Here is a 17,178-nt window from a genome sequence, read left to right on the forward strand (position 1 = left end):
GTGTTGCAGGACACTTCCGCACCCGTGAGGTTCAGGGCGTCGTGCAGTTCGCCGCGGCTTCCCTTCATGTCGATATGCGCCAGCTTGTACTGAGCCATAATCCGCCTCCTATTTTAGTTTGATATCGAACTAATTGAGCCTAAAAAAGGGCGTTTACCCTTTAGCCGTTTACGCATTTGTCCAGAAGCCGATCCAAAAGTTCCGCCTCTTCTTTGCTGAGCCGGTCAGTAATCAGTTGAAACTTTAAGACATAAAGCCTCAGCCCTTTCCTATGGCACGGCCTTAGTGCTCAAGTTCTAAGGCTTTGGGTCGCATCGAAGGCCGTATTGCGGCGTTGTAACGGTGCGGCCTTGGCCCGGTTTGGGACGGTTTACAACCAGCTCGGCTTGCTGCCGGATTCCGTCAACACAGCGTCGCTCATGGTGAAACCTTCAAGGCTGCCCGCTTTGGCCTGAATACAGATGAAGCGCATGGCGCTGTCGTCCGCCGCACGCAGGCAACGCTCCCCCTGCGGATCGATGCGGAAGCAATCCCCTTCCTTCAGCGGCAGTTCTTCCCCGTCGATGTACAGCAGCCCCTTGCCCTCAAGGATGAGGTAGATTTCCTCATTCTGGGTATGGTGGTGTACAAAAGGCACGCTGGCCCCGGCGGGCAGGGTGTTGCAGGACACTTCCGCACCCGTGAGGTTCAGGGCGTCGTGCAGTTCGCCGCGGCTTCCCTTCATGTCGATATGCGCCAGCTTGTACTGAGCCATAATTTGTCTCCTATTTTAGTTTGACATCGAACTAATTGAGCCTAAAAAAGGGCGTTTGCCCTTTAGCCGTTTACGCATTTGTCCAGAAGCCGATCCAAAAGTTCCGCCTCTTCTCTGCTGAGCCGGTCAGTGATCAGCCGTTGCAGACCGCTGGAAATCGCTTCAAAAGCCGGTTCCAGCGCGCGCCCCTTGTCCGTCAGGCGTACCAGCACCCCACGGGAATCAGCCGGATCCGGCATACGCAGGACATATCCGTTCCGCTCCAGTTTTTCCACCAGCGCCGTCACGGTGGATTTCGTCCGGCGCACCTGCTTGGCAAGCTCGCCCATGTTGCAAGTTTCGCAGGCCAGAAGCCGCACCAGAATGTCGCCGTGGCTGGGGGCGATGTCGCTGAGCCCGGCCTTTTCGAGTTCCGCAAGGATGAAACGGTTGCCCGCCTCGCGGAGCCGGCTGGCATGGGAGAAAATAGCGCTGTACGTCATGGAGGAACTCCTAGTTCGATATCGAATTATTGTCAAGTACCAAAGAAGGGGATGCAGCCGAAAGTGGGACATTTTTTTGTGTATACAATATAAACTAATAAATACAATGGATTAACTGCAATAAAGGGCAGTGTTAGAAAATGGTTGATGCTTCCTTGAAGTTCCAAAGGGATAACCGATGAAGTGCTTCGAGCATGGAGCCAGCCAACGGAAAAATCGGAGAAAAAGGCTGCATCATTACCGTATGGTGGAGACGAAACAGCCGCATTATGACGGGGCCGAATACAAGTTGTATTCCTTTCGGGAAACCCAAAAGCCGCTTTTCCTATATGGGAAAGGCGGCCGCAGGATGTGACGGGGACATTTACCTGAAGGCTCTGTCAGAGTACATGGTTGTTTTTGTTTCGGCAATATACTGAAAATATATGTTTTTTCTCCAAATTTTCCGCTGGTGGGCTTTGTGATTGGGGGATTTTATTGGTTATTTCTTTGGAATTTCAAGGAAATAAAGCATCAACCGTTTTCTATGACACAGCCTACCTGAAAAGGAAGAATGCCGAGTGAAGGGGCCGTTTTCCAAGAAAAGCCCCATCTTTTTTAACGGCTCTGTAGCATATGGTTGTTTCATCTCCACAGCGCGGTGAAGATGCGGGCTTTTTCTCCAGCTTTCCCCTTGGAGGAATCCACAGCTAACGTATTTTGTCGGTTATTCCTTTTGAATTTCAAGGAAAAAACATCAGCCATCTTCCATGATGCAGCCTTTTGAAATCTTCCCTTACCGCTGTGAAACGATGAGCCCCGTAAGGGTGAGGGCTGTCCCGGCAATGGCGAGGGGCGTGATCGTCTCGTGGAGGATGATCACCGAAGACACGACCGTCACCACAGGGACGAGGTAGATGTACACGGTAGTCTTGACCGCGCCGAGAATCCTGACCGCCCAGTTCCATGTGACGAAGCAGAGGGCGGAAGCGCCGAATCCGAGATAGAGGAGGTTCAGCATATTGACCGGGGACGCGAAGCGTTCCGGCCCGATGCGGCAGTCAAAGATGAACAGCGCGGGAAGCATGAACAGCAGGCCGTAGAAGAACACCTTGCGCGTGCAGAACACCATATTCATGCGGAACGCGCCGATTTTCTTCATGAGGATCGAGTAGCAGGCCCAAACCACCGCCGCCAGCGTGGCGAGGATGTCCCCGACGGGGTTGAGCTTGAGGACGAAGTTGCCGTTCAAGCCGATGAGCACGATGCCCGTCAGCGCGGCGGCGAACCCGACGAAAAAGCGTTTCCGCAAGGGCTCGCCGTCCAGCAGCCAATTCGCCATGAGTGCGGTGAAGAACGGCGCGATTGAGATGATGACCCCCACGTTGGACGCGAACGTATAGGTCAGCGCGATGTTTTCCAGCAGGAAATAGAGCGTTACCCCGCACAGCCCCGCCGCCGCGAAGAACATCTCCTGCCGCAGCGTGCCGCAAGCGCCCTTTCGCGGATAGATGGCCCACAGCGAGAAGTAGCCGAGCGTGAACCGGAAAAACAGGATTTCGATGGGAGTGAACGCCTCAAGGAGCACCTTGGTCGAAACGAAAGTGGTGCCCCATATGATTATGGTCATGAGGGTCAGCACATGGCCGAGTATGGTTTCGTTTTTCATGCGTGCCTTCCGCCGAAGATTTCCGCGTATTGCCGGGGCGTGACCCCGATGAGCCGCTTGAAGAAGCGGGAAAAATGGCTCTGATCCGCAAAGCCCGTCTGGAGCGCCACCTCGATCATCGGCACGTTCCGTTCAAGCAGTTTCCGTGCCTTGGCGATGCGGATGGTTTCGAGATACCGGTACGGCGAGATGCCCTTCTGTTTGGTGAATGAACGCAGGAGGTAATACTTGCTCAACCCCGCGACCTTACCGAGCTGATCCAGCGAAACCGGCTCGGCGGAGTGCTCCTCAAGATAGGCGCATACGGCCCCGATGCCGGATTCGTCCCTACAGGCATCAGGCAGGGGCGATTCTCCGGCGTTGTCGCGCAGAAGCTGCCCCAAAAGCATCAGAAAGATTTCTTCCTTCCGAAACTCCTTGTCTTCCCGCACGATCATGGCGTGCAGGTCGCGCAGTGAACACGCCAGTTCGCTTTGGCTCAGGATGCGCTCACGGAACTGCGGCAGCATGGCCTGCCCCGTGATTTCCCGCATGGCCGCGCGCATGACGTCGGGCAGCACGCCGATGCCGCGGTAGCTGAACGGTTTTCCGTCATAGGAACGGCAGCCGTGCGGCTCGTGTGGGTTGAGGGTGAAGAGGTCGCCTTCAGTGGTGATGTATTTTTGTCCGCCGCAAGTCAGTTCCCGTGCCCCCTTCTCGATGAGCCCGATCAGGTAGTAGTCGTGGAAATGATCAGGGAAGGGCTCCAGCACGTTCTGGAGCCAATAGGCTTCGATGGCGAGTTCCGCGTCGTAGTGTATGGTGCGTGTTTCTTTGAGCATGGGCCTATGCTACTCGCCCCTGTCTTTGTGTCTTGCATGATATTGCGGTTTGGGAGGGGAAAAGAACCGGGGGAGAAACCTTTTCTTCAGAGAGGTTTCTCCCCCGGCTCCCTTTGCCAACGCCTTTCGGCTGCGGGGGAGCTGCACAGCGGGAATCCTGTGCCGGTGCCGTTTAGACAAAACAACAGCCAACATTTCTTTTGAGCCGCATCATAGGAAATGGCTGATGCTTTATTTGGCCCTGCCATAGTCTGTTGTTTCATCTCCGCAGTGCAGTGAAGATACAGCCTTTTTCTCCAGTTTTCCCCTTGGCGGAATCCATAGCTAAGGCATTTTGCCGGTTATTCCTTTGGAACTTCAAGGAAAAAGGCATCAACCACTTTCTATGACACAGCCTACTTTTTACTATATCAGGCTATGTCATAGAAAACGGTCGATGCGTTATTTCTTGAAATTCCAAAGAAATAAGCAATAGCATCCCCCAATCATGGAGCCCTCCAGCGGAAAAATTGGATAAAATATATATTTTCACTATATTGCTGAAATAAAACAACCATATGCTCTGACAGAGCCATATATTAAGCGGATAACCACCAAAAGGCCCCGTGCATGGAGCTCGCCGGAAGAACCGGCGAAAAAGGTTTCATCTCCACTACACTGTGAAAATGAAACAATCACATCCTCTGACAGAACCATCAAGGGAAATACATGCCGCTTTTCCCTACGCGGGGAAAGCCTGCATGGGGGATTCGATAAGGGCGAAAGTTTTAGGGGGATGGGGGTGGGGGTTGGGGAGGGGGAAGGGGGCCTTTTTCAAAAGGCTCCCTTCCCCCTCCCCAATCTTTTCCCCTCTACAAACAGCGCAAACCGCTGGCGGGATCGAAGACGTGGCCGTGGCCGGCACGGACGGAAAGGCGGATGACGTCGCCGGGCGCGGGGCGGCGCGTGCCGGGGAGACGCACGATGACGGAGCCCTGATCGGAAGCGCCGCCGCCCGCCTTCCCGGTGATGGGATGGCAGTAGGCCAGCGTGTCCGGGCCGAGCGCCTCGATGATGTCCACGGTGACCTGTACGGAACCTTCGGGATCGAGCAGCAGGTCTTCGCAGCGCAGGCCGACGAGCACGTCCTTGGTGGGCGCGGCGGAAAGCCGGATGTCGGAGGCGGCGATGCCGGAAAGCGGCGTGCCGTCGGGCAGGATCAGCTTTTCGCCGTCCGTGGTCGCGGGGATCATGTTCATGGACGGGGAACCCATGAACTGCGCCACGAATACGGAGGCCGGATGCAGGTAGATGTCGTCCGGCGTGCCGTACTGCTCGATGTTCCCGGCGCGGAGCACAAGGATTTTCTCGGCGAGGGTCATTGCCTCCACCTGATCGTGCGTCACATAGATGCTGGTGGTCGCCAGACGCTGGTGCAGGCGGCGCAGCTCGATGCGCATCAGGTTGCGGAGGTTGGCGTCGAGGTTGGAAAGCGGTTCGTCGAAGAGGAACACGCTGGGCTCGCGCACGATGGCCCGGCCCATGGCCACGCGCTGGCGCTGGCCGCCGGAGAGCTGTTTGGGCATACGGTCGAGCAGGCCGTCGAGCCCAAGGAGCTTGGCGGCGTCCTCGGCGCGGCGCTTGCGCTCGTCCGCCGGGATGCCGCGCACCTTGAGCCCGTAGGTGATGTTGTCGAACACGTTCATGTGCGGGTAGAGGGCGTAGTTCTGGAACACCATCGCAATGTTGCGATCCTTGGGCTCCTTGCGGGTAACGTCCTCGTCGCCGATGAAGATGCTGCCTCCGGTGACTTCCTCAAGCCCGGCGATGCAGCGCAGGGCTGTGGACTTGCCGCAGCCGGAAGGCCCGACCATGACCATGAAGGAGCCGTCCGGGACTTCGACGTTGATGCCCTTCAGCACCTTATTCTTATTGAATGTCTTTTCTACGTTCTTGAGCTGGACGCGTGCCATGCTGGTATCCTTTTGGCGGGCTTATTTTTCGGTTTCCACGAGGCCACGGACGAAAAGCTTCTGCATGCCGAGCACCACCAGCAGGGGGGGCAGCATGCCCAGAAGCGCGACGGCCATGATGAGGTTCCACTCCGGCACGGCGTCGGGGATGTTCACCATGCGCTGGATGCCCATGACGATGGTGTACATGCCTTCCTGATTGGTGACGAGCAGGGGCCAGAGGTACTGGTTCCAGCCGTAGATGAACAGCACCACGAACAGCGCGGCGGTGTTGGTGCGCGAAAGGGGCAGCACCACGTCCACGAAGAAACGCCACGGCCCGGCCCCGTCGATGCGCGCGGCCTCAAGCAGTTCCGCCGGGATGGTCATGAACATCTGGCGGTACAGGAAGGTCGCCGTCGCCGAGGCGATGAGCGGCAGGACAAGGCCGAGGTAGCTGTCGATGAAGTTGAGGTTCGCCGCCACCTGGAACGTGGGCACGATGCGGACTTCAACCGGCATCATCAGGGTGATGAAGATGAGCACGAAGCACAGCTCGCGGCCGGGGAAACGGAAATAGACGATGGCGTAGGCCGCCGTGATGGAGATGGCGATTTTCCCGATGGCGATGCCGAGGGCCATGACGAGGCTGTTCGCCATCATCACCCATACGGGGATGCCGCCCGCCGCCTTGAGGCCCTGCGTGAGGACGGTGGTGAAGTTCTTGAGGAACTCGCCGCCGAACCACAGCGGCGTGGAGCCGATGAGCACGTCGAACGTGTGGGTCGTGGCGACCAGCGCTATATAAAGGGGAAAGAGCACGATGGCGATGCCGAACCAGAGCACGGCGTGGCCGACGGCTTTTCCCAATCCTTTCTTTTCTACCATACTGCGTTCCTTGGCCTAGTAGGTCACCTTGCGTTCCACGTAACGGAACTGGAGGAAGGTCAGGACCATGACGATGAGCATCAGCACCACGGACTGGGCCGAGGAGCCGCCGAAGTCGAGCCCGATGAAGCCGTCGTTGAAAACCTTGTAGATGAGGGTTTCTGTGGCCTTTGAGGGGCCGCCCTGCGTGACGGCATGGACGATGCCGAAGGTTTCAAACAGCGTATAGATCGTGTTCACCACAAGCAGGAAGAAGCTCGTGGGCGACAGAAGCGGGAAGATGATCGTGCGGAACCGCCGCCACGGGGATGCGCCGTCGATGGCCGCGGCTTCGATGAGCGAGCGGGGGATGGCGTGCAGCCCGGCGAGGAAGAACAGGAAGTTATACGAGATCTGTTTCCATGAGGCCGAAACGATCAGCAGGAACAGGGCCTGATTGCCGTTGATCTTGTGGTTCCACGTATACCCGAAGTGGTGGAGCAGCTCGGTGAGCACGCCCCCGGAAGGGTTGAACAGGAACAGCCAGAGCACGCCCGCGAGCGGCGGCGCGACGGCGTAGGGGATGATGAGCATGGATTTGTACAGCGTGCCGCCCCAGTTCACCTGATCGGCGAGAACCGCGAACAAGAGGGCTGTCCCCATCGTGAGGACGATGGTGGCGAGGCTGAACACGAGCGTCAAGCGCAGCGTTTCCAGATAGCTCGGATCGGAAAACAGCGTGGTGAAGTTGTCCAATCCTACGAATTCTTTGGAAAGACCGAAAGAGTCTTCCATGTAGAACGACCCCATGAGCGCTTCACCGGCGGGATAGAAGAAAAACACCACCGTGATGGCGAGCTGGGGCAGCAGGAAGAGGAGGGGAAGAAGCAGGTGTTTCTTGCCCCTGAACGCGTAACGTCCATCCTGCATAGCGGCTCCTTGTGCGGTTGGGGGCGTCCCGTGCGGCGGAAAGGCCGGACGCCCCAAAAAGAACGGGGGAGGCCCGGCAGGGCCCCTCCCGTTGTGCTGCGGATCAGCCTACTTCCTGTTGGCCTTGGCAAAACGCGCCAGTTCGGCGTTGCCGCGTTCCACAGCGGCGTCGAGCGCCTGCTTGGCGGTCTTCTTTCCGGCCCAGACGCCTTCGAGCTCTTCGTCGATGATGTTGCGGATCTGGACGAAGTTGCCGAGGCGCAGGCCCAGCGAGTTGATGGTGGGCTTCTTGTCGGAAAGGGCCTTTACGGCGATGTCGGTGCCGGGGTTCTTGTCGTAGAAGCCCTGCTGCTTGGTCAGCTCGTAGCCTTCGAGGGTGACGGGCACGTAGCCGGTGAGCTGGTGGAAACGGGCCTGCACTTCAGGCTTGAGGAGGTAGTTCAGGAACGCGGCGGAGCCCTTTTCGGCGTCCTTGGAGTGTCCGGCCATGGCCCAGATGGCCGCGCCGCCGATCACGGTGTTCTGGGGGGCGCCCTTCACGTCGGGCCAGTAGGGGAGCAGCGCCACGCCCCACTGGAACTTGGCGCCGGCCTTCACGGCGGCGTAGGAGCCGGAGGAGTTCATGAGGATGCCGGCTTCGCCGGAGGTGAACGCGTTGATGGCTTCGGACTTGCGGCCCACGTAGACCATCACGCCGTCCTTCTGGAGCTTGGACAGGAAATCGATGTGCTTGACGTGCAGGGGGCTGTTGAACAGGAGCTTCGTATCAAGGCCGTCATAGCCGTTGTTGTTGGTGGCGAAGGGGACGTTGTGCCACGCGGAGAAGCTCTCAAGCTGCACCCAAGACTGCCAGCCGGAGGTGAAGCCATACTTGCACGCGCCGGATTCCTTGATCTTCTTGGCGAGTTCGGCCACTTCAGGCCACGTCGTGGGGAAATGCTCGGGGTCGCCGCCGGCCTTTTTCACGGCGTCCTTGTTGTAATAGAGGACGGTGGTGGAGGCGTTGAAGGGCATGGCGATGAGCTTGCCGTCCGTGGAGGAGTAGTAGCTGGCTACGGAGCCGAGGAGCTTGGAGGTGTCCACCGGGGTTCCGGCGGCTTCCATGATTTCATACACGGGGCGGACGGCGCCCTTGGCGGCCATCATGCTGGCGGTGCCCACTTCAAAAATCTGGATCAGGTTGGGGTGCTGTTTGGCGCGGAAGGCGGCGATGGCGGCGGTCATGGCTTCGTCATAGTTGCCCTTATAGACGCCCTTGACTTCGTATTTGTCCTGAGACGCGTTGAATTCCTTGATCATCTCGTCGGTGATTTCACCGAGTTCGCCACCCATGCCGTGCCAGAAGGTAATGGTGGTCTTGGCTTGGGCAGGCGCGGCCAACAACATCAGACACATGGCCAGCAGGGCCATCAGACGGAAGGAACGCATAGGCTCTCCTACATTGGCGGACGGAAGCCGTCCGGTTGTATCCCTCCGGGGCCAGTCCCCGGAACATCCGCCGGGACGGGCCCGGCAAGCAGGGCTCCCCTGTATGGGGAGTTTGAAAAGGGAGGAAAAACCTTCTCCAGAAAGTCTCTCCTCCCTCATTCAGTGCGTCATTCTCCGAGCGCCTTGCGGCAGGCCGCCGGAAAGTCGGTAATGATGCCGGTCGCGCCTTCGGCAGCGAGGCGTTTGGCTTCGCCCATGTCGTTGACTGTCCACACGTTGACGGCGAATCCGGCATCGCGCAGCGCGGCAAGGTCGCCGGGCGCGAGGATATGCTGGTCCGGGTGGTAGGCATTGACCTGAAGCCGGCGGCACAATGCCACCGGATCGTCGGGGCGCACGTGCTCGACCAGCGCGCCGGTGGCCATTTCGGGGCACAGGACCCGGCATTCTTCCAGATAGCGGTGCTGGAACGAGGAAATGATGACTTGATCCACCATATCAAGGCGGCGGATGAGGTCTAACACGTCCTTTGTTACGGTTTCGTGACCGATGAGGTGCGCGTGGTTCTTGATCTCGACGTTGACGTACCAGCCGTTGTCCCTGGTGAAGGCAAGGGCTTCCTCAAGGGTGGGGACGGTCAGGCCGTCAAAGCGTTTCAGCGTGTCGTCGTCGATCTCCCCGGCGGCGATGCGGCCGAACTGATCGCGCCCGGCATACCATGATCCGGCGTCAAGGCTCTTGATTTCGTCCAGCGTGAAATCGCATACGCGGTAGGAGGGGCGGCCGGGGAAGGCGGTTTCCACGTCGGTGGTGCGGGTGAGCGTGTCGTCGTGCATCACCACCAGCTTGCCGTCTTTGGTATAGTTGGCGTCGAGCTCCCAGAGATCGGCCTGAACGGCATAGCCGAGGGCGGCCGCGGTGAGCGTGTTTTCCGGGGCATGCCCGCGCGCGCCGCGGTGGGCGACGACCAGCGGGACGGGGGGACAGGTATGAAAATCAATGTATTTCTGCATGGAAAACGACCTGAAAAGGTTCTGCAATCACAATGTTTGAACGTGAAAAGGGAAAGGGCCTCTGCCGGAAAGGAAAATCTGAAGGCAAAATAGCCTGAAAGCAAAAAGTTGTCGAGATTTCCAGCGTCCCGCTGCTGTTTCATAAGGAAACGTGCTCTGTTGCAATGGCACACATTGCGGCTTCTTCCGCTTCAGGAAAACGCAGCCCCTTGGGAAATCCCTTTATCATGACGCCGGAAGATTGTATCTTCCATGTATCAGCTTTTGAAATCGAACGTGCAAGGAGTCCCCATGAGCCGTTATATTCTTGCCCTCGATCAGGGTACGACCAGTTCCCGCGCCATCCTGTTCGACCGCTCCGGCAACATCATCCAGATGGCACAGCAGGAGTTCACGCAGCACTACCCCCAACCCGGCTGGGTGGAACACAACCCCAACGAACTGTTCGACAGCCAGTCTACGGTTGCCGCCAGATGCCTGCGTCAGGCCGGCATTACGGGTTCTGAAGTCGCGGCGGTGGGCATCACCAACCAACGCGAAACCACCATCGTCTGGAACCGCAGAACCGGCGCGCCCGTATGCAACGCCATCGTCTGGCAGGATCGGCGTACCGCCGGCTTCTGCGACAGCCTGCGCGCACAGGGGAAGGCCGGGCTGTTCGCGGAAAAGACGGGGCTCGTGCTCGACGCCTATTTTTCCGGCACGAAAGTCCGCTGGATTCTTGAAAACGTGCCCGGCGCACGGGAGCAGGCCGAGGCGGGCGATCTGCTGTTCGGGACCGTGGATTCGTGGCTCATCTGGAATTTCACCAAGGGCGCGGTCCACGCGACCGATCCCTCCAACGCCAGCCGTACCCTGATGTTCAATATCCACACCGGGGACTGGGACGACGAACTGCTTGAGCTGCTTTCCGTGCCGCGTTCCATGCTGCCGAAGGTGGTCCCCTCATCCGGGATCATGGGGCACATGCATCCAGAATTCCTTGGCCACAGCCTTCCTCTGGCGGGCGACGCCGGGGATCAGCAGGCCGCGACCTACGGCAATGCCTGTATGCTTCCGGGCATGGCGAAGAACACCTACGGGACCGGGTGCTTCCTTCTCATGAACACCGGGACTGAAGCCCGGCGCAGCGAGAACAACCTGCTTGCCACGGTGGGCTGGGATTGCGGTTCCGGCCTGAGCTACGCCCTTGAGGGCAGCGTGTTCATCGCCGGTGCGGTGGTGCAGTGGCTGCGCGACGGCCTTCAGATCATCAGCGACGCCGCCGAAATCGAGCCCCTTGCCTCCACGGTGGAGGACAACGGCGGGGTGTTTTTCGTGCCCGCGTTTGCCGGGCTGGGCGCTCCCTACTGGGATCAGTATGCCCGTGGGACTCTTGTGGGGCTGACGCGCGGGGTGAACCGGGGCCATATCGCCCGTGCCGCCATCGAAGCCATTGCGCTCCAGACGCTGGACATCATGGACTGCATGAAAAAGGATTCGGGCCTGCCGCTTTCCACGCTCCGGGTGGACGGCGGGGCCAGCCGCAACAACATGCTCATGCAGTGTCAGGCCAACGTGCTCGGCGTGCCTGTCGAGCGCCCCGTGATTACCGAGACCACGGCCCTCGGCGCGGCCTATCTCGCCGGGCTTGCCGTCGGCTTCTGGGACAGCGAGGAAGAGGTATCCACCCTGTGGAAGCTGGATCGCCGCTTCGAGCCCGCTATGGACGAGGCCTGCCGCGCCGAGCTGCTCCACAACTGGCATCGCGCCGTGGGCCGCGCCGCGAACTGGATTGAATAGGGGGAGTGGGGGAGAACCGGGGGAGGGCGCTTTTTATAAAAAGCGCCCTCCCCCGGACCCCCACCCGCAAAAATTTTGACTGGTGGGGAGGCTGCGCGACAGGAGTCCGTTCCGGCGGGAAAAGGAAGGCTGTATCATAAAAATGGTTAATGCTTTTTTCCTTGCAGCTCCAAAGGAATAACCGACAAAGTACGTTAGCTGTGGATTCCGCTACGGGGAAAACAGGATAAAAAGGCTGTATTTTTACAGCACTGTGGGGATGGAACAACCACATGCCATGATGGAGCCTTTTATAAAAAGCACCCTCTCCGGCTTCATCCGCAAAAATTTTGACTGGTGGGGAGGCTGCACGGCGGGAGTTCGTTCCGGCGGGAAAAGGAAGGCTGTATCATAAAAATGGTTAATGCTTTTTTCCTTGCAGCTCCAAAGGAATAACCGGCAAAATACGTCAGCTATGGATTCCGCCAAGGGGAAAACTGGATAAAAAGGCTGTATTTTTACAGCACTGTGGGGATGGAACAACCACATGCCATGATGGAGCCTTTTATAAAAAGCCCCCTCCCCGGCTCCACCCGCAAAAATTTCGGCTGGCGGGGAGGCTGTGCGGCGGGAGTCCGTTCCGGCGGGAAAAGGAAGGCTGTACCATAGAAAATGGTTGATGCTTTTTTCCTTGCAGTTCCAAAGGAATAAACGACAAAATACGTTAGTTATGGATTCCGCCAAGGGGAAAACTGGATAACAAGGCTGTATTTTTACAGTGCTGTGGGGATGGAACAACCACATGCCATGATGGAGCCTTTTATAAAAAGTATCCTCCCCGGCCCCACCCGCAAAAATTTCGGCTGGCGGGGAGGCTGCGCGGCGGGAGTCCGTTCCGGCGGGAAAAGGAAGACTGTATCCTAAAAATGGTAGATGTTTTTTCCTTGCAGCCTCAAAGGAATAATCGGCAAAATACGTTAGTTATGGGTTCCGCCACGGGGAAAACAGGATAAAAAGGCTGCATTTTCACAGCACTGTGGGGATGGAACAACCACATGCCATGATGGAGCCTTTTATAAAAAGCATCCTCCCCGGCCCCACCCGCAAAAATTTCGACTGGCGGGGAGGCTATGCGGCGGGAGTCCGTTCCGGCGGGAAAAGGAAAGCCTCCCAGTTTTTTCCAGCATGTTTTTGGTAAGGTGTTCTTATAGTAAAGGGGGGATAGTTTGTTTTTTAGGTTGTGTTATAGGGATCGGCTGGTATTTTCTTTCTTGAAATTCCAAATACCTGCTCAATGAACTCTCCCAACTATGGAGCCATTCAAGAGAAGAACATAGAAACCCGTGTATATTCATGGTGTTGTAAAAATAAGTTGATCACATTTTATGACAGGGCCTTTTAGACGCCTTCTTTTCCCTTCAAAGAAGGAATTTTTCCACAAGGCTTGTATTGGAAACCTTTTTATTTATGCCTATAGCCTGAGGAGAAACTTTCAATAACCCCCGCTCTGTTGAACAAGGATTCGATAAAGGTGAAAGTCTTTGGGGGAAGAGGGGAGGGGTCTGGGGAGGGGAGGAGGCCCCTTTCTGGAGCAAGGGGCCTCCTCCCCTCCCCAGATTTTGCCTTTGGAAAAAAAGAACAAGAAGGCGGGGGCTTGCCTAATCGCAAAAAAATAAACATACTATTGAGAAACACTTCTTGTAGCGGGGCCGCCTCCGGGTTCGGGGGCGGGGGCCGCATCACCTGCAACCAGGAAAAAACAATGGAACAGACTCCTGCTGAACTCTGGAAACAACGGTCCATAGCCATTGCGGCTACGGTAAAGGAAGTCGCGTCGGTGGACGAGGCTTTGCAGTACGCCCTCGAACTGTGTCAGGCCGCTGAGCCTCATGAGCAGCTCATGGGTGCCGAGCCGGAACGCAAGGGCAATATCCTCGCCGCGCCCGGCCTGCCCGCTGAGCAGGCCGAGTTCCTCCGTAAGGGGTGCGAAGAGAAGGGCCTCGTTTTGGTTGAGGAGGGGCTGCGGGAATACGCCGGCGGCATGGAAGTCGGCATTGCGTGGGCCGCGTGCGGCCTTGCCGATACGGGAACCTGCGTGGTTGAGAGCACCAATGAAGACATCCGGCTGGCGACCATGCTCCCGGAAACGAGCGTGCTGCTCATCCGCCGTTCGACCATCCTGCCCGGCAATGAAAACGGCGCTGAGGTGCTCCAGAAATTCTTCGGCAAGGCCGAACCTGAATTTCTGGCCTTCATCAGCGGCCCGAGCCGTACCGCCGACATCGAGCGTGTGCTGACGCTGGGCGTTCACGGCCCGCTGTACCTGCACGCCGTGCTCATTAATGACTGATTTCCGTACGGGAACCCGCTTCCCAACCGATTTACCATAAGGATTGCCATATGAAAGAACCCGCACGCGATATAAAAAGCTACCGTACCGACCTGTCCGCCGCGTTGGAGGATACGTTCCAGCGCCGCGCCCTGGACAAGTTCGCGGTGGATTACCGGGCCAGCCGCGAGCGTATCTACTCCGGCCTGAACGACCGTGAGCTGATCGCCGAGGTTGCCGCCCGCAAGGACGAATCCGTCAAGCATCTTGATGAACTGTTCAAGCAGTTCAAGGCAGAGGCCGAAAAGCGCGGGGTGCAGGTGCATCTTGCCAGAGATGCCGCCGAAGCCAACCGCATCATCGCCAAGATTGCTGAAGACAACGGCTGTAAGATGGTCGTGAAGTCCAAATCCATGACCGTCGAGGAAATCCAGACCAACACGGCCCTTGAAGCCAAGGGCATGGAAGTGGTGGAAACCGACCTCGCGGAATGGATTATCCAGCTTCGCCATGAAGGGCCTTCCCACATGGTCATGCCCGCCATCCACCTGTCCCGCACGCAGGTTGCCGACACCTTCACCAAGGAAACCGGCAAGCACCAGACCGAAGACATCACCAGCCTCGTGCGTGTGGCCCGCCGTGAGCTGCGCCGCAAGTTCGCCGAAGCCGACATGGGCATTTCCGGCATGAACTTCGCCGTGGCCGAATCCGGCGCCATCGGCCTTGTGACCAACGAAGGCAACGCCCGCATGGTCACCACGCTGCCCCGCGTGCACGTTGCGGTGGGCGGCATCGACAAGCTGATCCCCTCGTTCGACGACGCGATGGCCACCCTCCGCGTGCTGCCGCGCAACGCCACGGGCCAGCATCTGACCTCCTACGTTACGTGGATCGCCGGAGGCGTGCCCACGGCTTCCGCGCCCGACGGCAAGAAGAGCATGCATGTGGTGTTCGTGGACAACGGCCGCAAAGCTGTGCTTAACGACCCCGTCCTGTCGCAGGCCCTGCGCTGCGTGCGCTGCGGCGCGTGCGCCAACGTGTGCCCCGTGTACCGCCTCGTGGGTGGGCACCGCATGGGCTACATCTACATCGGGGCCATTGGCCTCATCCTGACCTACCTGTTCCACGGCAAGGACCGCGCCAAGGCGCTCGTCCAGAACTGCGTGAACTGTCAGGCCTGTAAGAGCGTTTGCGCGGCGGGCATTGACCTGCCCGGCTTGATCGAGGAAATCCGTATGCGGTACATTGAGCAGGACGGCAACAGCCTGCCTATGAACCTGCTGGCGTCCACCCTCAAGAACCGCAAGGCGTTCCACTCGCTCCTGAAGTTCGCCAAGTACGCCCAGAGGCCGCTTACCGGCGGCGAGCAGTTTATCCGCCACCTGCCTTCCATGTTCGCCAAGGACAACGAATTCCGCGCCCTGCCCGCCATCGCGGACAAGTCGTTCCGCGATCGTTGGGAAAAGCTGGATCGTCCGGCTTCCGCGAACCCCTCGCTGCGTGTGGCCATCTTTGCGGGCTGCGTGCAGGACTTCGTGTACCCCGAACAGCTTGAAGCGGCCGTAAAGCTCATGCAGGGCCATAACATCCATGTGGACTTCCCGATGGATCAGTCCTGCTGCGGCCTGCCCGTGGTGATGATGGGCCAGCGCGAAACCGCCCGCGACGTGGCGCTCCAGAACATGGACGCCTTTGAAAAGGGCGACTACGATGTCATCCTGACCCTCTGCGCCTCCTGTGCTTCGCAGCTCAAGGAAGGCTATGTGGAACTGTTCGCCGGGCAGCCCGGCCGCCAGGCCCGCGCAAAGGCGCTTGCGGACAAGGTGATGGACTTCAGCACGTTCGCCAAGGAAAAGCTCGGCCTGAATGCCGAAAGCTTCAACCACAGCGACGAAAAGGTAACCTATCACGCCTCCTGCCACCTTTGCCGTGGCCTTGGCGTGAAGGAAGCCCCGCGCGAGCTCATTGCGGCCGCCGCCGACTATGTCCCAGCTGCTGAAGAGGAAGTGTGCTGCGGCTTTGGCGGCACCTACTCCGCCAAGTTCCCCGAAGTGTCCGCTGCCCTGCTTCGCAAGAAGCTGGACGGCATCGCGGACACCGGCGCGGCCCGTGTGGTCATGGACTGCCCCGGCTGCGTGCTTCAGATTCGCGGCGGCGCGGAGAAGGACGGCAAGGGCCTCAAGGTGACGCACATTGCCGAGTTGCTGGCTGAAAACCTGAAGAAATAAATGCCTCCCGGCGGGCTGGGGGGCATGATGCCCCCCAGACCCCCTCGGAGCGAAAAGAAGCGGTTCCGTTTTCGGCTTCAGCCGGAGACGGAACCGCTTCTTTTCGCTCCAAGCCCGTCAGGAGTACCTCTATTGAAGTGGGTGCTGTTGCTGGGATGCTCTGAAAGCAGGCAGGGACGGCCTTGTTTTTTCTTTAGGCCGTGTCACAGGAAACGGCTGGTATTTTATTTCTTGAAATTCCAAAGGAATGACCCAGAAAATGCCCCAATCATGGAGTCCATCGGCGGGAAAACTGGAGAAAAAGGCCCTATTTTCAGCAGAATGTGGAAATAAAAGCAATCTATACTATGACAGGGCCTATTTTTTTAGTTGCAAATAGATTTAAGATGGCTCTGTTATCGTTTGTGGTTGTTTCATCTCCACAGTGCTGTGAAAATACAGCCCTTTTCTCCGGTTTTCCTCTTGGCGGAATACAGGGCTAAGGCATTTTGTCGGTTATCTCTGTGAAACTTCAAGGAGAAAAGCATCAACCATTTTCTATAACACAGCCTTTAAAATACAATTCCCATAAAACCCGCCAACGGAAGATTAAAAAAAATTCCGTATGTTACTAGGTTGTTGGGATAAAAACAACGCACGCTGTAACAGAGCCGTTTGCTTTGAAAGTGCGCCGCCTGTTTCCCTGTGAAAGGGCATCCGCCCAATGACCACCTGCGCCAGAAAAGCTGTGAGCAGGGATTCGATAAACACAAAGGCTCTGTTATAGTTTGTGGTTGTTTCATCTCCACAGTGAGGTGAAAAGTACAGCCTTTTTCTCCGGTTTTTCCCTTGGCGGGATCCACGGCTAAGGCATTTTACCGGTTATCCCTTTGGAGCTTCAAGGAAAAAGCATCAACCATTTTCTATAATATAGCCAACATAAAAGTCTTTGAAGAGGAGAGGGTGGGGTTTGGGGAGGGGGAGGGGAAACTTTCTGAAGAAAGTTT

The 17,178-nt window shown here is 57.8% G+C and carries 13 protein-coding genes; 3 read left to right on the top strand and 10 right to left on the bottom strand.

Features of this window, described 5'->3' with window-relative positions; genetic code table 11:
* Positions 1–370 precede the first annotated feature (370 nt).
* From ACZM8Y_RS00335 to ACZM8Y_RS00375, 9 genes are all read right to left on the bottom strand, one after another.
* The gene (locus ACZM8Y_RS00335; protein ID WP_479859017.1) at positions 371–754 is read right to left on the bottom strand and encodes a cupin domain-containing protein; all 384 of its coding nucleotides are present in this window, start codon (positions 752–754) and stop codon (positions 371–373) included.
* Between the two features lie 62 nt (positions 755–816).
* Positions 817–1,236, bottom strand: a complete 420-nt coding sequence (locus tag ACZM8Y_RS00340; protein WP_482330279.1) for a MarR family winged helix-turn-helix transcriptional regulator — start codon at positions 1,234–1,236, stop codon at positions 817–819.
* Positions 1,237–2,011: 775 nt separating this feature from the next.
* Positions 2,012–2,884 carry a DMT family transporter gene (locus ACZM8Y_RS00345; RefSeq protein WP_302553478.1) on the bottom strand — a complete coding sequence of 291 codons (873 nt, stop codon included), beginning with the start codon at positions 2,882–2,884 and terminating at the stop codon, positions 2,012–2,014.
* Positions 2,881–3,705: an AraC family transcriptional regulator gene (locus ACZM8Y_RS00350; protein WP_482330280.1), complete on the bottom strand. Its 825-nt coding sequence runs from the start codon at positions 3,703–3,705 to the stop codon at positions 2,881–2,883. The genes ACZM8Y_RS00345 and ACZM8Y_RS00350 overlap by 4 nt, the downstream gene beginning before the upstream one ends.
* An 851-nt stretch (positions 3,706–4,556) precedes the next feature.
* Positions 4,557–5,657, bottom strand: a complete 1,101-nt coding sequence (locus tag ACZM8Y_RS00355; protein WP_302553480.1) for an ABC transporter ATP-binding protein — start codon at positions 5,655–5,657, stop codon at positions 4,557–4,559.
* Between the two features lie 21 nt (positions 5,658–5,678).
* Positions 5,679–6,524 carry a sn-glycerol-3-phosphate ABC transporter permease UgpE gene (gene ugpE / locus ACZM8Y_RS00360; protein ID WP_302553481.1) on the bottom strand — a complete coding sequence of 282 codons (846 nt, stop codon included), beginning with the start codon at positions 6,522–6,524 and terminating at the stop codon, positions 5,679–5,681.
* A 15-nt stretch (positions 6,525–6,539) separates the two neighbouring features.
* Positions 6,540–7,433 (bottom strand): sn-glycerol-3-phosphate ABC transporter permease UgpA, encoded by an 894-nt coding sequence (ugpA, locus tag ACZM8Y_RS00365; RefSeq protein WP_302553482.1) that lies wholly within the window; start codon positions 7,431–7,433, stop codon positions 6,540–6,542.
* 108 nt (positions 7,434–7,541) lie between these two features.
* The gene (gene ugpB, locus ACZM8Y_RS00370; protein WP_302553483.1) at positions 7,542–8,861 is read right to left on the bottom strand and encodes a sn-glycerol-3-phosphate ABC transporter substrate-binding protein UgpB; all 1,320 of its coding nucleotides are present in this window, start codon (positions 8,859–8,861) and stop codon (positions 7,542–7,544) included.
* A gap of 167 nt (positions 8,862–9,028) precedes the next feature.
* Positions 9,029–9,874 carry a glycerophosphodiester phosphodiesterase gene (locus ACZM8Y_RS00375; RefSeq protein WP_482330283.1) on the bottom strand — a complete coding sequence of 282 codons (846 nt, stop codon included), beginning with the start codon at positions 9,872–9,874 and terminating at the stop codon, positions 9,029–9,031.
* Positions 9,875–10,165: 291 nt separating this feature from the next.
* Here ACZM8Y_RS00375 and glpK point away from each other — a divergent pair, with 291 nt between their 5' ends.
* Positions 10,166–11,656 carry a glycerol kinase GlpK gene (gene glpK / locus ACZM8Y_RS00380; RefSeq protein ID WP_482330284.1) on the top strand — a complete coding sequence of 497 codons (1,491 nt, stop codon included), beginning with the start codon at positions 10,166–10,168 and terminating at the stop codon, positions 11,654–11,656.
* A 243-nt stretch (positions 11,657–11,899) separates the two neighbouring features.
* Here glpK and ACZM8Y_RS00385 read toward each other — a convergent pair whose 3' ends face one another.
* Entirely contained in the window at positions 11,900–12,439 is a 540-nt protein-coding gene (locus ACZM8Y_RS00385) for a hypothetical protein (protein WP_489501483.1), read from the bottom strand.
* A 958-nt stretch (positions 12,440–13,397) separates the two neighbouring features.
* Between ACZM8Y_RS00385 and ACZM8Y_RS00390 the strand changes: the two genes are divergently transcribed.
* Both ACZM8Y_RS00390 and ldhH read left to right on the top strand, forming a co-directional pair.
* Positions 13,398–13,985 carry a LutC/YkgG family protein gene (locus ACZM8Y_RS00390; protein WP_302554682.1) on the top strand — a complete coding sequence of 196 codons (588 nt, stop codon included), beginning with the start codon at positions 13,398–13,400 and terminating at the stop codon, positions 13,983–13,985.
* Between the two features lie 50 nt (positions 13,986–14,035).
* On the top strand, positions 14,036–16,192 hold the full coding sequence (ldhH, locus tag ACZM8Y_RS00395) for an L-lactate dehydrogenase (quinone) large subunit LdhH (RefSeq protein ID WP_302554681.1): 2,157 nt from the start codon (positions 14,036–14,038) through the stop codon (positions 16,190–16,192).
* Positions 16,193–17,178 lie beyond the last annotated feature (986 nt).

The sequence above is a fragment of the Bilophila sp. genome, from assembly GCF_057864385.1.

What these genes read in the sequence shown, in the direction of transcription:
- ACZM8Y_RS00335 (WP_479859017.1), bottom strand. Translation starts at nt 754, where the DNA reads ATGGCTCAGTACAAGCTGGCGCATATCGACATGAAGGGAAGCCGCGGC.
- ACZM8Y_RS00340 (WP_482330279.1), bottom strand. Translation starts at nt 1,236, where the DNA reads ATGACGTACAGCGCTATTTTCTCCCATGCCAGCCGGCTCCGCGAGGCG.
- ACZM8Y_RS00345 (WP_302553478.1), bottom strand. Translation starts at nt 2,884, where the DNA reads ATGAAAAACGAAACCATACTCGGCCATGTGCTGACCCTCATGACCATA.
- ACZM8Y_RS00350 (WP_482330280.1), bottom strand. Translation starts at nt 3,705, where the DNA reads ATGCTCAAAGAAACACGCACCATACACTACGACGCGGAACTCGCCATC.
- ACZM8Y_RS00355 (WP_302553480.1), bottom strand. Translation starts at nt 5,657, where the DNA reads ATGGCACGCGTCCAGCTCAAGAACGTAGAAAAGACATTCAATAAGAAT.
- ugpE (WP_302553481.1), bottom strand. Translation starts at nt 6,524, where the DNA reads ATGGTAGAAAAGAAAGGATTGGGAAAAGCCGTCGGCCACGCCGTGCTC.
- ugpA (WP_302553482.1), bottom strand. Translation starts at nt 7,433, where the DNA reads ATGCAGGATGGACGTTACGCGTTCAGGGGCAAGAAACACCTGCTTCTT.
- ugpB (WP_302553483.1), bottom strand. Translation starts at nt 8,861, where the DNA reads ATGCGTTCCTTCCGTCTGATGGCCCTGCTGGCCATGTGTCTGATGTTG.
- ACZM8Y_RS00375 (WP_482330283.1), bottom strand. Translation starts at nt 9,874, where the DNA reads ATGCAGAAATACATTGATTTTCATACCTGTCCCCCCGTCCCGCTGGTC.
- glpK (WP_482330284.1), top strand. Translation starts at nt 10,166, where the DNA reads ATGAGCCGTTATATTCTTGCCCTCGATCAGGGTACGACCAGTTCCCGC.
- ACZM8Y_RS00385 (WP_489501483.1), bottom strand. Translation starts at nt 12,439, where the DNA reads ATGTGGTTGTTCCATCCCCACAGCACTGTAAAAATACAGCCTTGTTAT.
- ACZM8Y_RS00390 (WP_302554682.1), top strand. Translation starts at nt 13,398, where the DNA reads ATGGAACAGACTCCTGCTGAACTCTGGAAACAACGGTCCATAGCCATT.
- ldhH (WP_302554681.1), top strand. Translation starts at nt 14,036, where the DNA reads ATGAAAGAACCCGCACGCGATATAAAAAGCTACCGTACCGACCTGTCC.